The sequence below is a fragment of the Xanthomonas sontii genome, assembly GCF_040529055.1.
Lineage (GTDB): Bacteria > Pseudomonadota > Gammaproteobacteria > Xanthomonadales > Xanthomonadaceae > Xanthomonas_A > Xanthomonas_A sontii.
This window is the reverse complement of the sequence record NZ_CP132342.1, coordinates 3963853-3981120: the sequence shown is the minus strand read 5'-3', so window position 1 is coordinate 3981120 and position 17268 is coordinate 3963853. Positions and strand designations below refer to the sequence as shown.

At 70.0% G+C, this 17268-nt stretch carries 13 protein-coding genes; 7 read left to right on the top strand and 6 right to left on the bottom strand.

Features of this window, described 5'->3' with window-relative positions; translation table 11 throughout:
• Positions 1-352 precede the first annotated feature (352 nt).
• Positions 353-2257, bottom strand: coding sequence for a molecular chaperone HtpG (htpG, locus tag RAB70_RS16760; RefSeq protein WP_148829328.1), 1905 nt, complete (start codon positions 2255-2257; stop codon positions 353-355).
• 222 nt (positions 2258-2479) lie between these two features.
• On the opposite strand from htpG, the gene rsmD reads away from it, so the two are divergent.
• The 6 genes from rsmD to RAB70_RS16730 all read left to right on the top strand — a co-directional run bounded on the left by rsmD (position 2480) and on the right by RAB70_RS16730 (position 7325).
• The gene (rsmD, locus tag RAB70_RS16755) at positions 2480-3085 is read left to right on the top strand and encodes a 16S rRNA (guanine(966)-N(2))-methyltransferase RsmD (protein WP_148829329.1); all 606 of its coding nucleotides are present in this window, start codon (positions 2480-2482) and stop codon (positions 3083-3085) included.
• Positions 3082-3588, top strand: a complete 507-nt coding sequence (coaD, locus tag RAB70_RS16750) for a pantetheine-phosphate adenylyltransferase (RefSeq protein WP_010342036.1) — start codon at positions 3082-3084, stop codon at positions 3586-3588. Before rsmD ends, coaD begins: the two co-directional genes overlap by 4 nt.
• Before the next feature lie 40 nt (positions 3589-3628).
• Entirely contained in the window at positions 3629-4123 is a 495-nt protein-coding gene (locus RAB70_RS16745; RefSeq protein WP_010342035.1) for a hypothetical protein, read from the top strand.
• 223 nt (positions 4124-4346) lie between these two features.
• Entirely contained in the window at positions 4347-4631 is a 285-nt protein-coding gene (locus RAB70_RS16740) for a YfhL family 4Fe-4S dicluster ferredoxin (RefSeq protein WP_017908325.1), read from the top strand.
• A complete protein-coding gene (gene ggt / locus RAB70_RS16735; protein WP_148829330.1) occupies positions 4628-6385 on the top strand; it encodes a gamma-glutamyltransferase in 1758 nt (585 codons plus the stop codon). Before RAB70_RS16740 ends, ggt begins: the two co-directional genes overlap by 4 nt.
• Before the next feature lie 46 nt (positions 6386-6431).
• A complete protein-coding gene (locus tag RAB70_RS16730) occupies positions 6432-7325 on the top strand; it encodes an MBL fold metallo-hydrolase (protein ID WP_148829331.1) in 894 nt (297 codons plus the stop codon).
• Positions 7326-7340: 15 nt separating this feature from the next.
• On the opposite strand, the gene RAB70_RS16725 is transcribed toward RAB70_RS16730, so the two are convergent.
• From RAB70_RS16725 to RAB70_RS16705, 5 genes are read right to left on the bottom strand one after another with little or no spacing between them, the layout of a single operon-like run.
• A complete protein-coding gene (locus tag RAB70_RS16725) occupies positions 7341-8774 on the bottom strand; it encodes a heavy metal sensor histidine kinase (RefSeq protein WP_148829332.1) in 1434 nt (477 codons plus the stop codon).
• Positions 8771-9454: a heavy metal response regulator transcription factor gene (locus RAB70_RS16720; protein ID WP_148829333.1), complete on the bottom strand. Its 684-nt coding sequence runs from the start codon at positions 9452-9454 to the stop codon at positions 8771-8773. The genes RAB70_RS16725 and RAB70_RS16720 overlap by 4 nt, the downstream gene beginning before the upstream one ends.
• On the bottom strand, positions 9451-12603 hold the full coding sequence (locus RAB70_RS16715; RefSeq protein ID WP_148829334.1) for an efflux RND transporter permease subunit: 3153 nt from the start codon (positions 12601-12603) through the stop codon (positions 9451-9453). The genes RAB70_RS16720 and RAB70_RS16715 overlap by 4 nt, the downstream gene beginning before the upstream one ends.
• On the bottom strand, positions 12600-13802 hold the full coding sequence (locus RAB70_RS16710) for an efflux RND transporter periplasmic adaptor subunit (RefSeq protein ID WP_265529753.1): 1203 nt from the start codon (positions 13800-13802) through the stop codon (positions 12600-12602). Before RAB70_RS16710 ends, RAB70_RS16715 begins: the two co-directional genes overlap by 4 nt.
• A 3-nt stretch (positions 13803-13805) precedes the next feature.
• The gene (locus RAB70_RS16705; protein WP_265529749.1) at positions 13806-15293 is read right to left on the bottom strand and encodes an efflux transporter outer membrane subunit; all 1488 of its coding nucleotides are present in this window, start codon (positions 15291-15293) and stop codon (positions 13806-13808) included.
• A gap of 187 nt (positions 15294-15480) precedes the next feature.
• Between RAB70_RS16705 and RAB70_RS16700 the strand changes: the two genes are divergently transcribed.
• Positions 15481-17211 (top strand): glycoside hydrolase family 9 protein, encoded by a 1731-nt coding sequence (locus tag RAB70_RS16700; RefSeq protein ID WP_225851736.1) that lies wholly within the window; start codon positions 15481-15483, stop codon positions 17209-17211.
• The last annotated feature ends 57 nt before the right edge of the window (positions 17212-17268 follow it).

Genomic DNA, 17268 nt, shown 5'->3' with positions numbered 1-17268 from the left:
CGCTATCGCGTATCTTTGTTTGTGGTAGATAAACAGCTGGTCAGCGTGAAGAAGTGGTAGGCAGTGTCAAGTGGGGTAGGCAGTGGATGGTATGGCGGCACACAGTGTCGAGCTGCACGCCAGAGCGCCTTGTCCCATCGGTGCGCGCGTTTGCGGGCTGAGAAGGACATGGCTGTGATCACGCCGGCCGGTTCGAACTGGTGCCCACGCCATGTTCTGCCTTGAGCCAACAACCGTAACGCGGAACCGGAATCCTGCAAGGTTGTTGGGCTTCGGGTACTCGGAGGGCCGTGTAAAAAAACAAAGCCGGCGCATGCCGGCTTCGTTCTTTTCGCGACCACATGTCTCAGGCTTACACCGACAACTCCAACAACAGCTTGTTGAGCCGACGCACATACGCCGCCGGGTCCTTCAGGCTGTCGCCAGCCGCCAACGCCGCCTGATCGAACAGTACCTTCGCCAGGTCGCCGAAGCGCTCGCCGTCGGCTTCCGCGTCCAGCTTCTCGATCAGCGGGTGCGCGGGGTTGAACTCGAACACCGGCTTGCTCTCGGGTAGCTTCTGGCCGCTGGCTTCCAGGATCTGCCGCATCTGCAGGCCGAGGTCGCCCTGGCCGATGGCCAGGATCGCCGGTGAGTCGGTCAGGCGGTGCGAGACGCGCACTTCGGAGACGTCTTCCTTGAGTACGTTCTGGATGCGCTCGACCAGGCCTTGCTTGGCCTTGGCGGCTTCTTCCTTGGCCTGCTTCTCTTCCTCGCTGTCGAGCTTGCCCAGGTCCAGGTCGCCGCGCGCCACGTCGACGAAGGACTTGCCGTCGAACTCGGTGAGGTAGCTCATCAGCCACTCGTCGATGCGGTCGGTGAGCAGCAGCACTTCGATGCCCTTCTTGCGGAACACTTCCAGGTGCGGGCTGTCCTTGATCTGCGCGTAGCTCTCGCCGGTCAGGTAGTACAGCTTGTCCTGACCGTCCTGCATCCGCGCCACGTAGTCGGCCAGCGACACGTTCTGCGCGCCGTCGCTGCCGTGGGTGGAGGCGAAACGCAGCAGGCCGGCGATCTTCTCGCGGTTGCTGAAGTCCTCGGCCGGGCCTTCCTTCAGCACCTGGCCGAAGTTCTTCCACACGCCCTGGTAGCGCTCGGCGTCGTCCTTGGCCAGCTTCTCCAGCATGTCCAGGGCACGCTTGGTCAGCGCCGACTTCATCGAGTCGATCACCGGGCCGGACTGCAGGATCTCGCGCGAGACGTTCAGCGGCAGGTCGCTGGAATCGACGATGCCCTTGATGAAGCGCAGGTACAGCGGCAGGAACTGCTCGGCCTGGTCCATGATGAAGACGCGCTGCACGTACAGCTTGAGCCCGCGCGAGGCGTCGCGCTGGTACAGGTCGAACGGGGCGCGGCCGGGCACGTACAGCAGCGAGGTGTACTCCAGCTTGCCCTCGACCTTGTTGTGGCTCCACGACACCGGGTTCTCGTGGTCGTGGGCGATGTGCTTGTACAGCTCCTGGTATTCCTCGTCCTTGATCTCGGTGCGCGGGCGCGTCCACAGCGCGCTGGCGCGGTTGACGGTTTCCCATTCCGGGGTCTCGGGCTTGTCCTTGTCTTCGCCGTAGTGTTCCTTGTGAAACTCGATCGGCAGGGCGATGTGGTCGGAATACTTGCGCACGATGCCGCGCAGCTTCCAGCCGTCGGCGAAGTCCTTCTCGTCGTCCTTCAGGTGCAGCACGATGCGGGTGCCGCGCTCGGCCTTCTCGATGGTGGCGACCTCGAACTCGCCTTCGCCGCGCGAGGACCAGTGCACGCCTTCGCTGGCCGGCAGGCCGGCGCGGCGGCTGTAAACGTCGACCTGGTCGGCGACGATGAAGGCGCTGTAGAAGCCCACGCCGAACTGGCCGATCAGGTGCGAGTCCTTCTTCTGGTCGCCGGACAGGTGCTTGAGAAACTCGGAGGTGCCGGACTTGGCGATGGTGCCCAGGTGCGCCACGATCTCCTCGCGGCTCATGCCGATGCCGTTGTCGTCGATGGTGACGGTGCCGGCGTCCTTGTCGAAGCCGATGCGGATGCGCAACTGCGCGTCGCCGTCCAGCAGCTCCGGCTTGACCAGGGCTTCGAAGCGCAGCTTGTCGGCGGCGTCGGAGGCATTGGAGATCAGTTCGCGCAGGAAGATCTCCTTGTTGGAATACAGCGAATGGATCATCAGCTGCAGCAGCTGCTTGACCTCGGTCTGAAAGCCCAGGGTTTCTTTTTGGGTTTCCACGCTCATCGGTAGGTGCTCCATGAAGGATGGGCGGCCGCGCGGAGGAGAGCGCGGCTCTGCCGGCCGACATGGTGGCGGCCACCGCCGGCTTCAAGCGCCTCGCCGCGCATACGCGCGACACCGCGCTGGTCTATGATCCGGACCCCGTTTCCGCGCCGCCCACTGCCCGCCGCCCATGCCGTTCCTGCGTTCCCCGTTCCGCCTGTCCCGGTCCCTGCGAGGCCGCCGATGAGCCGTCCCGGCGGCGGCCAGGTGCGGATCATCGGCGGGCGCTGGCGCAATACGCGGCTGCCGGTGCCAGACCTGGCCGGGCTGCGCCCGACCTCCGACCGGGTCCGCGAGACCCTGTTCAACTGGCTGCAGCCGGTGCTGCCCGGGGCGCGGGTGCTGGACCTGTTCGCCGGCAGCGGCGCGCTGGGGCTGGAGGCGGTGTCGCGCGGCGCGGCCGGCGCGGTGCTGGTCGAACGCGATCCGGGCCAGGCGGCGCAGTTGCGCGCCACGGTCGCGCGGCTGCAGGCGCAGGACCAGGTGCAGGTGGTGCAGGGCGATGCGCTGCGCTGGCTGGCCGAGGCGCCGGCCGAGGCCCTGGCGGACATCGCCTTCGTCGATCCGCCGTTCGCCGCCGGGCTGTGGGACGCGGTGCTGCAGCGCCTGCCGGCGCGGCTGGCGGCCGATGCCTGGCTGTACCTGGAGTCGCCGGCCGGGCAGGCGCCCGCAGTGCCGGCGTCCTGGGCGCTGTACCGCGAGGGCGGCAGCCGCGAGGTCCGCGCTGCCCTGTACCGGCGCACCGCTGCTACACTTCCCGGCGACCTTCACGCGGTACCCGACGCATGACCGTGGCCCATAGCCGCATCGCCGTCTATCCCGGCACCTTCGATCCGATCACCAACGGCCATATCGATCTGGTCAACCGTGCCGCACCGCTGTTCGAGCAGGTGATCGTGGGCGTGGCGCAGAGCCCCTCCAAGGGGCCGACCCTGCCGCTGGACCTGCGCGTGTCGCTGGCCCGCGAGGCGCTGGCCGGGCACCGCAACGTGGAAGTGCTGGGCTTCGACACGCTGCTGGCGCATTTCGTGCGCTCGGTCGGCGGCGGCGTGCTGCTGCGCGGCCTGCGCGCGGTGTCGGACTTCGAATACGAGTTCCAGATGGCGAGCATGAACAGGCATCTGATCCCGGAGGTGGAGACCCTGTTCCTCACCCCGGCCGAGCAACACAGCTTCATTTCGTCCTCGTTGGTGCGCGAGATCGCGCGCCTGGGCGGGGACGTCTCCGGCTTCGTGCCGCCGTCGGTGGTGCAGGCGCTGGTCCAGGCCCGCCAGGCCGCCGCGCAGCGCTGAGCCGACCACCATTCACTGACGACACAGAGGGAGCCGTTCCATGAACACCACCGCACGCGCGTTGCTGATCGCTTCGCTGGCCCTGGGCTTCACCGCCTGCAAGAAGGAAGAGGCCGCCAAGCCGGCCGCCGACGCGCAGCCCGCGCTGACCGCCCCGGCCAAGGACGACGATGCCGGCTGGAAGAAGTACCTGCAGGAAGTGGCGATCCAGAACATGGGCAACGTCACCAACAGCCCGTTCCTGTACTACCTGCCGCCGGAATCGGATCCGGAGTTCCAGGCCAAGTACGAGCGCCAGGTCGAAAGCGCCACCACCGCCATCGGCCGCGGCATCCAGCCGGGCAACATGCTGGCGTTCGGTTCCTCGGCCTCGGCCAAGATGGCCGACCTGATCGCCGCCGCGTTCGCCAAGGTCGAGGCCAACAGCATGAAGGGCGTGCGCGTGGTCTACATCGGCGCTCCGGCCGACAACGCCCGCGTCGAAGCCGTGGTCAAGCCGACCGGCGCCGACTACATCTTCGTCGAAGCCAAGTAAGCCCCGTGCGGACCGGCGCGCCGATGCGCGCCGGTCCCGCCATCCCGCGCCGCCCGCAACGGGCGGTTGCGCTGCGCAGTTCTGCTGTGTGCCGCGCCACGTCGCGGCAGTTGCCCAAGCCGCCTTGCGCTGCATTACAGCGTTCCGCGCCCCGGCGCCGCCTTCGCAGGGCCGTCCCGTCCCGATCCGGTAAACTGCCCGGGTCAGTGCCGAAGTGCGCCACATGTCCCTCAAGATCAACGAGCTCTGCGTCAACTGCGACGTCTGCGAGCCGGCCTGCCCGAACCAGGCCATCGCCATGGGCGAGACGATCTACGTGATCGACCCCGCCCGCTGTACCGAATGCGTCGGCCATTTCGACGAGCCGCAGTGCGTGGTGGTGTGCCCGGTGGAGTGCATCGACCCCGACCCGGCCATCCCGGAGACCCACGCCCAGTTGCTGGCCAAGCTGCAGCGCCTGCAGCGCGACCACCCCGAGTTGTACCCACAGGAGCCCCCCGCCGCATGAGAAGCCTCGTCCGCCGTGTCCTGCTGCTCGCCCTGGTCCTGACGCCGTCGGCGTGGGCCGAGGCGCCGGTCGCCGAGGCGACCGCCACCGCCCCGGCCGCGCATCCGCCCGGCGCCGCGATCGCCAGCGGCCATCGCCTGGCCACCGAGGCCGGCCTGCAGATCCTGCGCGAGGGCGGCAACGCCTTCGACGCCGCGGTGGCGGTGTCCTCGACGCTGTCGGTGGTCGAACCGATCAGTTCCGGCCTCGGCGGTGGCGGCTTCTTCCTGCTGCACGACGCCAAGACCGGCAAGGACGTGATGCTGGATGCGCGCGAGACCGCGCCGGAATCGGCGACGCCGGCCGCGTTCCTGGACGCCAAGGGCGAGCTGGACCGCGATCGCTCCATCAACGGCCCGTGGTCGGCCGGCATTCCGGGGTTGCCGGCGGCGCTGGTGGAACTGGCGACCAAGCACGGCCGGCTGCCGCTGCGGCAGTCGCTGGCGCCGGCGATCCGCATCGCCCGCGACGGCTTCCCGGTCTACGCGCGCATGGCCGAGGGCTACCAGTCGCGGCGCAAGGTGATGGAGCGCTATCCCGGCACCCGCGAGGTCTACCTGCGCAACGGCCGGCCGATCGCGGTGGGCGACGTATTCAAGCAGCCGGAACTGGCCAACACGCTGCAACTGCTGGCCGACAAGGGCTTCGACGGTTTCTACCGTGGCGCCACCGCCAAGAAGCTGCTGGCCGGCGTGAAGCAGGCCGGCGGGCGCTGGACCGCGGAGGAACTGGCCGGCTACACGATCAAGGAACGCACCCCGATCCGCTTCGACTACAAGGGCTGGACCATCACCACCGCGCCGCCGCCGTCCTCCGGCGGCATCGCCCTGGCCAGCATGCTGCAGATCCTGGAGGGCTACGACCTCAAGACCATGGACCCGGTGCACCGCGTGCACCTGACCGTGGAGGCGATGCGTCGCGCCTACCGCGACCGCACCTTCTTCCTGGGCGATCCGGATTTCACCCACGTGCCGCAGCGCATCCTGCTCAGCAAGGACTATGCGGTGGGCCTGCGCTCGACGATCAACCCGGAGAAGGCCACGCCCAGCGACCTGCTGTCCGGCCAGCCGACCCCGCTGGAAGACGACGAGACCACGCATTTCTCGATCATCGACGGCGAGGGCAACCGCGTCGGCGCCACCCAGACGGTCAACCTGCTGTACGGCTCCGGGCTGATCCCCAAGGGCACCGGCGTGCTGCTCAACAACGAGATGGACGATTTCGCGCTGCGTCCGGGCACGCCCAACGCCTTCGGGGTGATGGGCTACGCGGCCAACGCGCCCAAGCCGGGCAAGCGCCCGCTCAGTTCGATGTCGCCGACCTTCATGGAGAACGCGGACAAGGCGATCGTGCTCGGCACCCCGGGCGGCAGCCGCATCATCACCATGGTGCTGCTCGGCATCCTCGGCTACGACGACGGCCTCACGGCGCAGCAGGTCGCCGCGCTGCCGCGCTACCACCACCAGTGGCTGCCGGACGTGATCGAGGCGGAGACCGGCACCTTCGACGCGGCCACGGCCAAGGGCCTGGAAGCCATGGGACACACGCTCAAGCTGCCTGGCGACACGGCCGAGGACGGTCACGGCTCCAGCCACGTCTGGGGCAACCTGCAGACGGTGGAATGGGACAAGCGCCGCAACGTGCTCAGCGGCGGCAGCGACCCGCGCAACGAAGTCGGCAGCGCCGAAGTGCTGCAGACCGCGCCGGCGCCCTGACGCCCGCGTTTGCGAATCCCCAATCCCGACTCCCGAATCCCCGCCCATGAAACTCTGGTCCATCCAAGGCAACTCGCAGAAACTCGACGGCGGCGCGATGTTCGGCAACGCGCCCAAGGCGATGTGGCAGCAATGGGCCGCGCCCGACGACGGCAACCGCATCGCGCTGGCCTGCCGCGCGCTGCTGGCCAGCCCGCTGGTCGGCAAGACCGTGCTGTTCGAAACCGGGATCGGCGCGTTCTTCCCGCCGGCGCTGCGCGAGCGCTACGGCGTGCAGGAGGCGCGCCACGTGCTGCTGGATTCGCTGCAGGACGCCGGCTTCGCGCATACCGACATCGACGTGGTGGTGCTGAGCCATCTGCACTTCGATCATGCCGGGGGCCTGTTGGCCGCCTACCGCGAGGGCGCCGCGCCGGAACTGCTGTTTCCCAACGCGCAGTTCCTGGTTGGCGCGGCGCACTGGCAACGCGCGCTGCACCCGCATCCGCGCGACCGCGCCAGCTTCATTCCGGAACTGCCCGGCCTGCTCGAGGCCAGCGGCCGGCTGGAGCTGGTCGACGGCGAGTATTCGCGTACGCTCGGCGAGGCGGTGCGATTCCGCTTCAGCGACGGCCACACGCCGGGGCTGATGCTGGCCGAGATCGTCGGCCCCGGCCACGGCGAGGATGGCCAGGCACACGGCGGGGTGGCGTTCTGCGCCGACCTGATCCCGGGCCGCTCGTGGGTGCACGTGCCGATCACCATGGGCTACGACCGCAACGCCGAACTGCTGATCGACGAGAAGCGCGCGTTCCTGGAAGACGCGCTGGCGCGCGACGTGCGCCTGTTCTTCACCCACGATCCGGACTGCGCGCTGGCGCAGCTCCAGCGCGATGCCAAGGGCCGTTTCGTCACCGCGCACGAACTGCCGGCGCTGCAGGCGCGCGCACTGGCCGCCTGAGCGCGGCGCTGCGGCTTACCAGCGCAGCGCGGCGTGCGCCGGCACGCCGGTAGCGGCGCCGTCCAGCGCCACCGAAAACCCGATCGTGGTGATGCCGTCGCGGTGCTGCGCGAACACGCGCCCGCCGTGCATGGTCGCTACTGCCTTGACGATCGCCAATCCCAGGCCGTGGCTCTCGCGGCTGTTGGCGCGGGCGGCGTCGCCGCGGTAGAAGCGGTCGAACAGGCGCTGCAGATGCTCCGGCGCCAGCGCCACGCTGGGGTTGGAGAAGGCGATCAGCGCCTCGCCGCCGCGCTGCACGATCTCCACCACGATCGGCGCGTGACCGGCCGAGTGCTGGATGGCGTTGTGCAGCAGGTTGGACAGCGCGCGCCGCAGCAGCGACTTCTCGACCGGCACCACCACGTCGCCGCGCACCTCCACCTGCAAGCCGGCCTCGTCCAGCAGCACCTCGAAGAACTCCACGGTCTTGCCGACTTCCTCGGCCAGCGACGCGTCCTCGCACTGGCGCGCACGCTGGCCCTGCTCGGCGCGGGCCAGGAACAGCATGTCGGCGACGATCGCGCGCAGCCGTTCCAGTTCCTCCAGGTTCGACTGCAGCACCTGGCGCAACTGTTGCGCGTCGCGGTGGCGGGTCAGCGCCACCTGGGTCTGGCCGATCAGGCTGGCCAGCGGCGTGCGCAGTTCGTGGGCGACGTCGGCATTGAAGCTTTCCTGCTGCGCATAGGCCGCATCGAGCCGGTCGAAGGCCGCGTTCAACGACGCGCCCAGGTCTTCCAGTTCGCGCGGCAGCCGCGGCAGGTCCAGGCGCCGCCGGTCGTGCGGGCCGATGCGCTGCGCATCGGCCGACAGCCGCTGCACCGGGCGCAGGCCGAGCTTGGCGGTCCAGTAGCCCAGCGCGCCGACCAGCGCAGTGCCGGCCAGCGTGACCAGCGCCAGGGCGATGTCGAAGCGGCGCCGGGTGAGCGCGAACGGGGCGCTGTCCATCGCCGCGATCAGTTGCACCGGCGGGCGCACCGGCGTGGCCGGCAGCGCCTGGCCGATGGCCTGCCACGATAGCGGCTGCGCGTCGGCGATGCCCAGCGCCTGCGGATCGCCGATGCGCACCAGCCCGCTATGGCCGCGCGTGGCCGCCGCCATCGCCTCGGCGCCGCGCCCGTAGCGGAACGCCGGGTCCTCGCTCCACAGCCAGAAGCGCAGGTCCGGCGCGCTGGAGACGCTGGCCAGGCGCGTGCGCGCATGTGCGGCCAGCTCCGGCGAGCGGCTGTTGACCAGCATGTACCGCACCGCGTCCATGTGCGAGCGCAGTTCCTCGCGCTGGTGCCGGCGCAGTTCGTGCTCCAGCACCTGATGCAGCACCAGCCCGATCAGGGCGAAGCCGAGCAGCGCGGTGGCCGCGAACAGGCCGGCCAGGCGCAGCGCGATCGAGGGCCGCGCCGGCGCGCTCACCCGCTCGCGTCCTCGCGTTCTTCCAGCACGTAGCCCATGCCGCGCACGGTGTGCAGCAGCGGGGCGTCGAACGGCACGTCGATCTTGGCGCGCAGGCGCTTGATCGCCACTTCCACCACGTTGGTGTTGCTGTCGAAGTTCATGTCCCAGACCATCTCGGCGATCGCGGTCTTGGACAGGATCTCGCCCTGGTGCCGGGCCAGCACCGCCAGCAGCGCGAACTCCTTGGCGGTCAGGTCCAGCCGCTGCCGGCCGCGCATGGCCTTGCGGCTGATCATGTCGATCTGCAGCTCGCCCACGCGCAGCAGCGTGCTTTCCTGGACGCGGCCGCGCCGTGCCAGCACCTGCAGCCGCGCCAGCAGTTCGATGAAGGAGAACGGCTTGATCAGGTAGTCGTCGGCGCCCTCGCGCAGGCCCTTGACCCGGTCCTCCACGCTGTCGCGCGCGGTCAGCATGATCACCGGCGTGCTCTTCACCGAACGCAGCGAGCGCAGGATGGCGAAGCCGTCCAGGCCCGGCAGCATCGCGTCGAGCACGATCACGTCGAAGTCGTAGTGCAGGGCCAGGTGCTGGCCGTCGATGCCGTCGTAGGCCACGTCGACCGTGCAGCCCTGTTCGCTCAGTCCCTGCTGCAGGTAGTCGGCGGTCTTGCGCTCGTCCTCGACGATCAGCACCTTCATGGCTGCAGCGCCTCCGGCGCGGCGGTGCGTGCGCGACGTGCCTGGCGCCGCTGCAGGTACCAGCCGTGCAGGCGGTCCAGGTACAGGTACACGATCGGCGTACTGAACAGGGTCAGCAGTTGCGACAGCAGCAGCCCGCCGACCATCGCATAGCCCAGCGGCCGCCGCAGTTCCGACCCGGCGCCGTGGTTGAGCATTAGCGGCAGGCCGCCGAGCAGGGCGCACAGGGTGGTCATCATGATCGGCCGGAAGCGCATCAGGCAGGCCTCGAAGATCGCATCGCGCGAGGACAGCCCGCGTTCGCGTTCGGCATGCAGGGCGAAGTCCACCATCATGATCCCGTTCTTCTTGACGATGCCGATCAGCAGGATGATGCCGATCATCGCAATCACGCTCAAGTCGTAGCCGCCGGCCATCAGGATCAGCAGCGCGCCGACGCCGGCCGAGGGCAGGGTGGAGAGGATGGTCAGCGGGTGGATGTAGCTCTCGTAGAGCAGGCCGAGCACGATGTAGACCGCGATCAACGCCGCCAGGATCAGGTACGGCTGGGTGCGCAGCGAGGCGCTGAACGCCTGCGCCGTGCCCTGGAAGCTGCCGCTGAGCGTGGCCGGCACCCGCAGCTGCGCCTGGGCCTGCTGGATCGCGTCCACCGCGTCGCCCAGTGCCGCGCCCGGCGCCAGGTTGAAGGAGATGGTCACCGCCGGGAACTGGCCCTGGTGGCTCACCGACAGGTAGCCGGTCTTGCTGGTGTCGAGCGTGGCGAAGGTGGACAGCGGCACCTGCTTGCCAGTCAGCGGCGAGGTCAGGTACAGCCGCTGGAACAGCGACGGATCGCCCTGCAGCGCCGGCGTCACTTCCAGCACCACGTGGTAGCTGTTGAGCTGGGTGAAGTACTGCGCGACCTGGCGCTGGCCGATGGCGTCGTTGATGGTCGCGTCGATCTGCTGCGGGGTGATGCCGAAGCTGGCCGCGCGCTGGCGGTCGATGGTCAGGCTGGCGATCGGCGCGGCGTTCTGCTGGTCGGAGGCCACGTCGGTCAGTTGCGGCAGCGCCCGGAACGCCTTCAGCAACTTCGGCGCCCAGGTGTTGAGCTCGTCCAGGTTGGCGTCGGTCAGGGTGTACTGGTACTGGGTGCGGGCCAGGCGGCCGCCGACGTTGATGTCCTGCCCGGCCTGCATGAACAGGGTGACGCCCTGCACGTGCGCCAGGTGCTTGCGCAGCCGCGCGATCACCTGGTCGGCGCTGGCGGTGCGGCCCGAATCCTTGGGCTTGAGCGCGATCGAGAAGGTGCCGGAGTTGAAGGTGCTGGCGCCGGCCTGCATGCCGAAGGACAGCACGTCCGGATCGCGGCGGATGATGTCGGCCAGTTGCAGCATGCGCGTGCGCATCGCCGCCGAGGACGAATCCTGCGCCGAATCGGCGGTGCCGGAGATGAAGCCGGTGTCCTGCTGCGGGAAGAAGCCCTTGGGCATCACCACGAACAGCGCCACGCTGGTGGCCACGGTCAGCAGGAAGCTGGCCAGGGTCAGCCGCGGATGCCGCAGCACCGTCTCCAGGCCGCGCCGGTAGGCCGCCAGCAGCGCGTCGAAGCCGCGCTCGAACGCGCGCGCCAGGCGCCCCTGCGCCTGCCCGGCGTGTGGCTTGAGCAGGCGCGCGCACAGCATCGGGGTCAGGGTCAGCGACACCAGCAACGACACCAGGATGGTCAGGCTCACGGTCACCGCGAACTCGCGGAACAGGCGGCCGACGATGCCGCCCATCAGCAGCAGCGGGATGAACACCGCCACCAGCGACACCGAGATCGAGACCAGGGTGAAGCCGATCTCGGCCGCGCCCTGCAGCGCCGCCTGCAGCGGCGCCATGCCGTCCTCGATGTGCCGGTAGATGTTCTCCAGCATCACGATGGCATCGTCCACCACGAAGCCGACGGCGATGGTCAGGCCCATCAGCGACAGGTTGTCCAGGCTGTAGCCGAGCACGTACATCAGCGCGGCGGTGCCGAGGATCGCCAGCGGCACGGTCAGGCTCGGGATCAGGGTGACCACCGCGCTGCGCAGGAACACGAAGATCACCGCCACCACCAGCACGATCGACAGCAGCAGGGTGAACTCCACGTCCCTGACCGAGGCGCGGATATTCTGCGTGCGGTCGGCGAGGATCTTGACGCTGACGCTGGGCGGGATCGACGCCATCAGCTTGGGCAGCGCGGCCTTGACCTGTTCCACCGTGTCGATGACGTTGGCGCCGGGCTGCTTGGTGATGGCGATCATGATCGCGCGGCCATCGACGATGCCGCTGTCGGCCGGTGCGGCGGCGCCAGCGTAGCCCCAGGCGGCGATCTTGGCGTTCTCCGGCCCGTCCACCGCGGTGCCGACGTCGTGCACGCGGATCGGCGCGCCGTTGCGCCAGGCCAGCACCGCGTCGTTCCAGGCCTGGCTCTGCAGCAGTTGATCGTTGGTGGAGACAGTGAAGGCCTGGCGCGCGCCATCGATCGAGCCGGTGGCCGCGTTCACCGTGGTGGTGGCGATCACCGAGCGGATGTCCTCCAGGCTCAGGCCAAGCGCCGCCAGCTTGGCCGGATCCACCTGCACGCGCACCGCCGGCTTCTGCGCACCGTACAGGTTGACCAGGCCCACCCCGGAGATGCGCGAGATCTGCTGCGCCAGCACGTTGTCGGCGTAGTCGTCGACCTGGGTCAGCGGCAACACCCGCGACTGCACCGCCAGGATCAGCGACGCCGATTCGGCCGGGTTGATCTTGCGGAAGCTCGGTGCGCTCGGCAGCCCGCTCGGCAACTGCCCGGACGCGGCGTTGATCGCGGTCTGCACATCGAGCGCGGCAGCGTCGATGTTGCGGTCCAGGTCGAACTGCAGCGTCACCTGGGTCGAGCCGAGCGCGCTGGTCGAAGTCATCTGGCTCAGGCCCGGAATCAGCGACAGCTGCCGCTCCAGCGGCTGCGCCACGTTCGAGGCCATGGTCTGCGGGCTGGCGCCGGGCAGGCTGGCCGAGACCTGGATGGTGGGGAAATCGACCTGCGGCAGCGGCGCCACCGGCAGCAGCGGCCAGGCCACCAGGCCCAGCAACAGCAACGCCATGGCCAGCAGCGAGGTGCCGATCGGGCGTTTGATGAAGGCCGCCGAGACGCTCACGCGTGCGCTCCCGCCGCGGCCGGTTTGGCGTGCCTGGCCGGCTTGGCCTCCACCACCTTCGCCCCCGGATGCAGCCGGTACTGCCCATCCACCACCACGCGCTGGCCGGCCTGCAGGCCCTGGCCGATCACGCTCTCGCCATCGGCCTCGTCCAGCACCTGCACCGGCTGGTCGCGCACGCTGCCGTCGCTGCCGACCACGTACACGAACTCGCCGTCCTGGCTGCGCTGCACGGCCGCGCTCGGCACCACCAGCGCGCCGCTGCGCATGCCCAGGGTGATGCGCGCATCCACCGTCTGCCCCGGCCACAGCGTGTGCCCGGAATTGGGGAAGTGCGCCTTCATCGCGATGGTGCCGGTGCTGGTGTCGATCTGGTTGTTGAGCAGGGCCAGCGTGCCGTGCGCCAGCACCTGTCCGCTGCCGTGCTCGACCGCGTCCACGCCCACGCTGGCCGGTGCGGCCTGCAGTGCGCGGTTGATCTGCTGGAACGTGCTTTCCGGCAGGGTGAACTGCACGGCGATCGGGTCGATCTGGTTCAGCACCACCAGGCCGCCGGCATCGCTGGCGTGGACGATGTTGCCCGGATCGACCAGGCGCGCGCCGGCGCGGCCGTCGATCGGTGCGCGGATGGTGGTGAAGTCCAGTTGCACCCGCGCGTTGTCGATCGCCGCCGCATCGCTCTGCAGGGTGGCGCGCAGTTGCGTGACCAGCGCCTTCTGCGTGTCCAGGGTCTGGCGGGTGGTGGCGTTGTCCTGCAGCAGTTGCGTGTAGCGCTGCAGGTCGGCCTGCGCATTGCCCAGCTGTGCCTTGTCCTTCGCCAGTTGCGCGGTGGCCGCGGCCAGTTGCGCCTGGTCGGTGCGCGGATCCAGCCGCGCCAGCACCTGCCCGGCCTTGACGTCCTGGCCTTCGCTGAAGCCCACGTCGATCAGTTGCCCATCGATGCGCGAGTGCACGGTCACCGAGGCGATCGGCAGCACCGTGCCGATCCCGGTCTGGCGGATCGGCACGTCCTTGCGCAGCACCGGCGCGCTGGTCACCGGCACCGGCGGCGTGGCCTTGGTCGGTGCATGGCGCGGGCGCAACCACACCGCCAGCAGCAGCGCGACCAGCACTGCGGCGGCGACGAATGGCCAGCGCCGCCGTGGCATGGCATGGCGCGGTGGCGGATCGGCAGGGCGGGTGGGCGCGGCGGTGGACATGGGCTACTCCGGGAGGACAGGAGCCGGCGTGGCGCCCGGCGAGGCGCCGCGCACGGCGGGGAGACGGGCGCTGTCCCAGTCGCCGCCCAGCGCGACCAGCAGCGCGACCTGGGCGCCGAACTGGCGCGATTGCACCTGCAGCAGGGTGCGTTGCGCGTCCAGCGCGTTGGCCTGCGCGGTGATGACGGCGCTGTACAGCGCAGTGCCGGCGCGGTACTGGTCCATCAGCACGCGTTCGGCCTGTTGCGCGGCGTCGGCGGCGCTGCGCTGTTGCTGCTGTTCGCGCGCCAGTTCGCGTGCGGCGGCGAGCTGGTCCTCCACGCTTTGGAACGCGCTCAACACGGTTTGCCGGTAGCTGGCCGCGGCCGCATCGAAGCTGGCTTGCGCCTGCGCGCGTTGCGCGTGGCGGGCGCCGCCGTCGAACAGCGTGCCGGCCAGCGCCGCGCCCACCGCCCAGACTTGGTTCGGCACGCTCAGCAGCGAGGCCAGCCCGGCGCCGTCGTAGCCGCCGCTGGCGCTCAGCGACAGAGTCGGGAACCACGCCGCCACGGCGATGCCGATGCCGGCGTTGGCCGCGGCCATGCGCCGTTCGGCGCCGGCGATGTCCGGGCGCCGCTGCAGCAGCATCGAGGGCAGGGCCTCCGGCGTCGGCGGCAGCGCCGGCAGCGGTGCGTCGCTGGCCGCCAGCGAGAACTCGGAAGGGGTTCGGCCGAGCAGCACCGCCAGCGCGTGATCCAGTTGCCGTCGCGACAGCGCCAGATCGGTCGATGCGGCTTCGGTGCTGTGCAGGGTTGCTTCGGCCGCGGCCACATCGGCGGCGCTGGCGACTCCCGCGCGCACACGGGCCTGGGTCAGCCGCAGCGCGTCGCGATAGCCGGCCAGGGTGCGCTGGTACAGCGCCAGGGTCTGGTCGTCGAAGCGCAGCTGCAGGTAATCGGCGACCACCGCGGCCTGCAGCGACAGCCGCGCCTGCGCCAGGTCGGCGGCGCTGGCCTGGGCGTTGTCGCCGGCCTGTTCGACGCTGCGTCGGACCTTGCCCCAGAAGTCCGGCTCCCAACTGGCGCTGAGCCCCAGCGTATCGGCGTCGCGCAGCCCCGGCTTGGGGGTGACGCTGCGCTCGCGCGTGGCCGCGGCCTGCACGCCCAGCGACGGCGCCTCGGCCGCCCGCGCGCTGCCGACCAGCGCCTGCGCCTGCCGATAGCGCGCCTCGGCCTGGCGCAGGGTCTGGTTGGCGCGGTCGGCCTGTTCGACCAGGGTGTCCAGCTGCGGATCGCCATAGCGGGTCCACCATGCCACTTCCGGGTCGGCCGCGGCCGGTGCGGCGGGCGTCCAGCGGCCGTCGGCCTCTTCGAACGGCTGCTGCGCGGCGGCCGGCGGCGCCGGGCGCACGTAGTCCGGGCCGACCATGCAGCCGCCGAGCAGCAGCACACTCAGCAGCGGCACGAGCGGTACCACGCGGCGGGAAACGGGCGGTGGGGGCAGGGCGGTCACGGGGCGGCGCCGGCAGCGGGGACAGGCCGTCACCGTAGGCGCCGCATGGCGACCCCACGCTGACGCCTCACTGACGGCGCTGTCAGAAACGCAGCATGCGGCCGTCCAACGCCGCGTCTTGAACCGCTGCCAGCGCGTCCGCAACGTGGCGCTTGCAGCCGTCATCATGGCCGGCCAGTATCGGCGCATGAAGCTGCCCCATGCCCTGTCCTGCCTGTTCCTCGCCTGCCTGTTGCTGGGCGGCTGCACCTCGCATGCCGACACCACCGTGCCGTCGCCGATCCGCCTGAACCAGGTCGGTTTCCTGCCTGCCGCGAGCAAGCTGGCGGTGGTGCCGGATGGGCATGGCGACGCGTTCTCAATTGTGCGCGCCGACAGCGACGAGGTGGTGCTGCGCGGCACCCTCGGCGCCGCCGCGGCATGGCCGCCGGCGCAGCAGACCGTGCGCATCGCCGATTTCTCCGCGTTGCGCACGCCGGGCCGCTACCGCCTGCAGGTCGACGGCCTGCCGCCCTCGGATAGCTTCGCCATCGGCGAAGACGCCTACAACGCGCTGTCGCGCGCCGCGCTCAAGGCCTACTACTACAACCGCGCCAGCACCGCGCTGGACGGCACTTACGCCGGCCGCCACGCGCGCGCTGCCGGCCATCCCGACGACCGCGTGCTGGTGCATGCCTCGGCGGCCTCGCCGGAGCGCCCGGCCGGCACCGTGATCGCCGCGCCCAAGGGCTGGTACGACGCCGGCGACTACAACAAGTACGTGGTCAGCTCCGGCATCACCGTCTATACCCTGCTGGCCGCCTACGAACAGTTCCCCACCTACTTCAGCGCGCACCCGGAAGGCATTCCCGACAGCGGCGGCGACGTGCCGGACATCCTGCGCGAGGTCGACTGGAACCTGCAGTGGCTGCTGGCGATGCAGGATCCGCACGACGGCGGCGTGTACCACAAGCTCACCAACCTGGACTTCGCCGGCATGCAGATGCCGGACCAGGCGCGCGCACCACGCTACGTGGTGCAAAAGAGCACCGCGGCCACGCTCGACTTCGCTGCGGTGATGGCCCAGGCCAGCCGCATCTACGCGCCGTACGACGCGCAGTTCGGCGGCATCTCCACGCGCATGCTGGAGGCGTCGCGGCGCGCCTGGGCCTGGGCGCAGGCGCATCCGGACGTGGCCTACCGGCAGCCGGACGACGTGCACACCGGCGCCTACGACGACACCGAGTTCGACGACGAGTTCGCCTGGGCCGCGACCGAGTTGTATCTGGCTACCGCCGACGACGCCTTCTACGAGGCGGCGATGGCGCGCAAGGTGCCGGCCAGCGTGCCCGACTGGCGTCAGGTCGGCGGGCTGGCGTGGATGTCGCTGGCGCAGCACCGCGCGCGGCTGACCCCGCGTGCCGACCAGGCGCGCATCGCCGACGAGATCGAGGGCCTGGCCGATCACCTGGTGCAGGTGTGGCAGGGCTCGGCCTGGCGCGTGACCATGCGCGACGCCGATTTCCACTGGGGCAGCAACGCCACCGCGATGAACCAGGCCATGATGCTGCTGCAGGCCTACCAGTTGCAGCACAAGCCCGAATACCTGCAGGCCGCGCAGTCGCAGCTGGACTACGTGCTCGGCCGCAACCCGCTGGGCATGTCCTTCGTCACCGGCATCGGCGCGCGCTCGCCGATGCACATCCACCATCGCATCTCCATCGCCGACGGCGTCGCCACGCCGGTGCCGGGATGGCTGGTGGGCGGTCCGCAGCCGGGGCAGCAGGACGCCGACGCGTGCAAGCACGCTTACACGTCGTCGCTGCCGGCGCTGTCGTACCTGGACAAGGAATGCAGCTACGCCACCAACGAAGTGGCGATCAACTGGAATGCGCCGCTGGTGTACGTGAGCGCCGCGCTGCAGGTACTGCAGCGCTGATGCTGGACGGCGCGGATGGCGCCGCTTAGGGCGTGTCACCGATTCCCGAGTATGCCG

Excerpts from the sequence above, each read along its gene's own strand:
- htpG (WP_148829328.1), bottom strand. The coding sequence starts at position 2,257 with ATGAGCGTGGAAACCCAAAAAGAAACCCTGGGCTTTCAGACCGAGGTC.
- rsmD (WP_148829329.1), top strand. The coding sequence starts at position 2,480 with ATGAGCCGTCCCGGCGGCGGCCAGGTGCGGATCATCGGCGGGCGCTGG.
- coaD (WP_010342036.1), top strand. The coding sequence starts at position 3,082 with ATGACCGTGGCCCATAGCCGCATCGCCGTCTATCCCGGCACCTTCGAT.
- RAB70_RS16745 (WP_010342035.1), top strand. The coding sequence starts at position 3,629 with ATGAACACCACCGCACGCGCGTTGCTGATCGCTTCGCTGGCCCTGGGC.
- RAB70_RS16740 (WP_017908325.1), top strand. The coding sequence starts at position 4,347 with ATGTCCCTCAAGATCAACGAGCTCTGCGTCAACTGCGACGTCTGCGAG.
- ggt (WP_148829330.1), top strand. The coding sequence starts at position 4,628 with ATGAGAAGCCTCGTCCGCCGTGTCCTGCTGCTCGCCCTGGTCCTGACG.
- RAB70_RS16730 (WP_148829331.1), top strand. The coding sequence starts at position 6,432 with ATGAAACTCTGGTCCATCCAAGGCAACTCGCAGAAACTCGACGGCGGC.
- RAB70_RS16720 (WP_148829333.1), bottom strand. The coding sequence starts at position 9,454 with ATGAAGGTGCTGATCGTCGAGGACGAGCGCAAGACCGCCGACTACCTG.
- RAB70_RS16710 (WP_265529753.1), bottom strand. The coding sequence starts at position 13,802 with ATGTCCACCGCCGCGCCCACCCGCCCTGCCGATCCGCCACCGCGCCAT.
- RAB70_RS16700 (WP_225851736.1), top strand. The coding sequence starts at position 15,481 with ATGAAGCTGCCCCATGCCCTGTCCTGCCTGTTCCTCGCCTGCCTGTTG.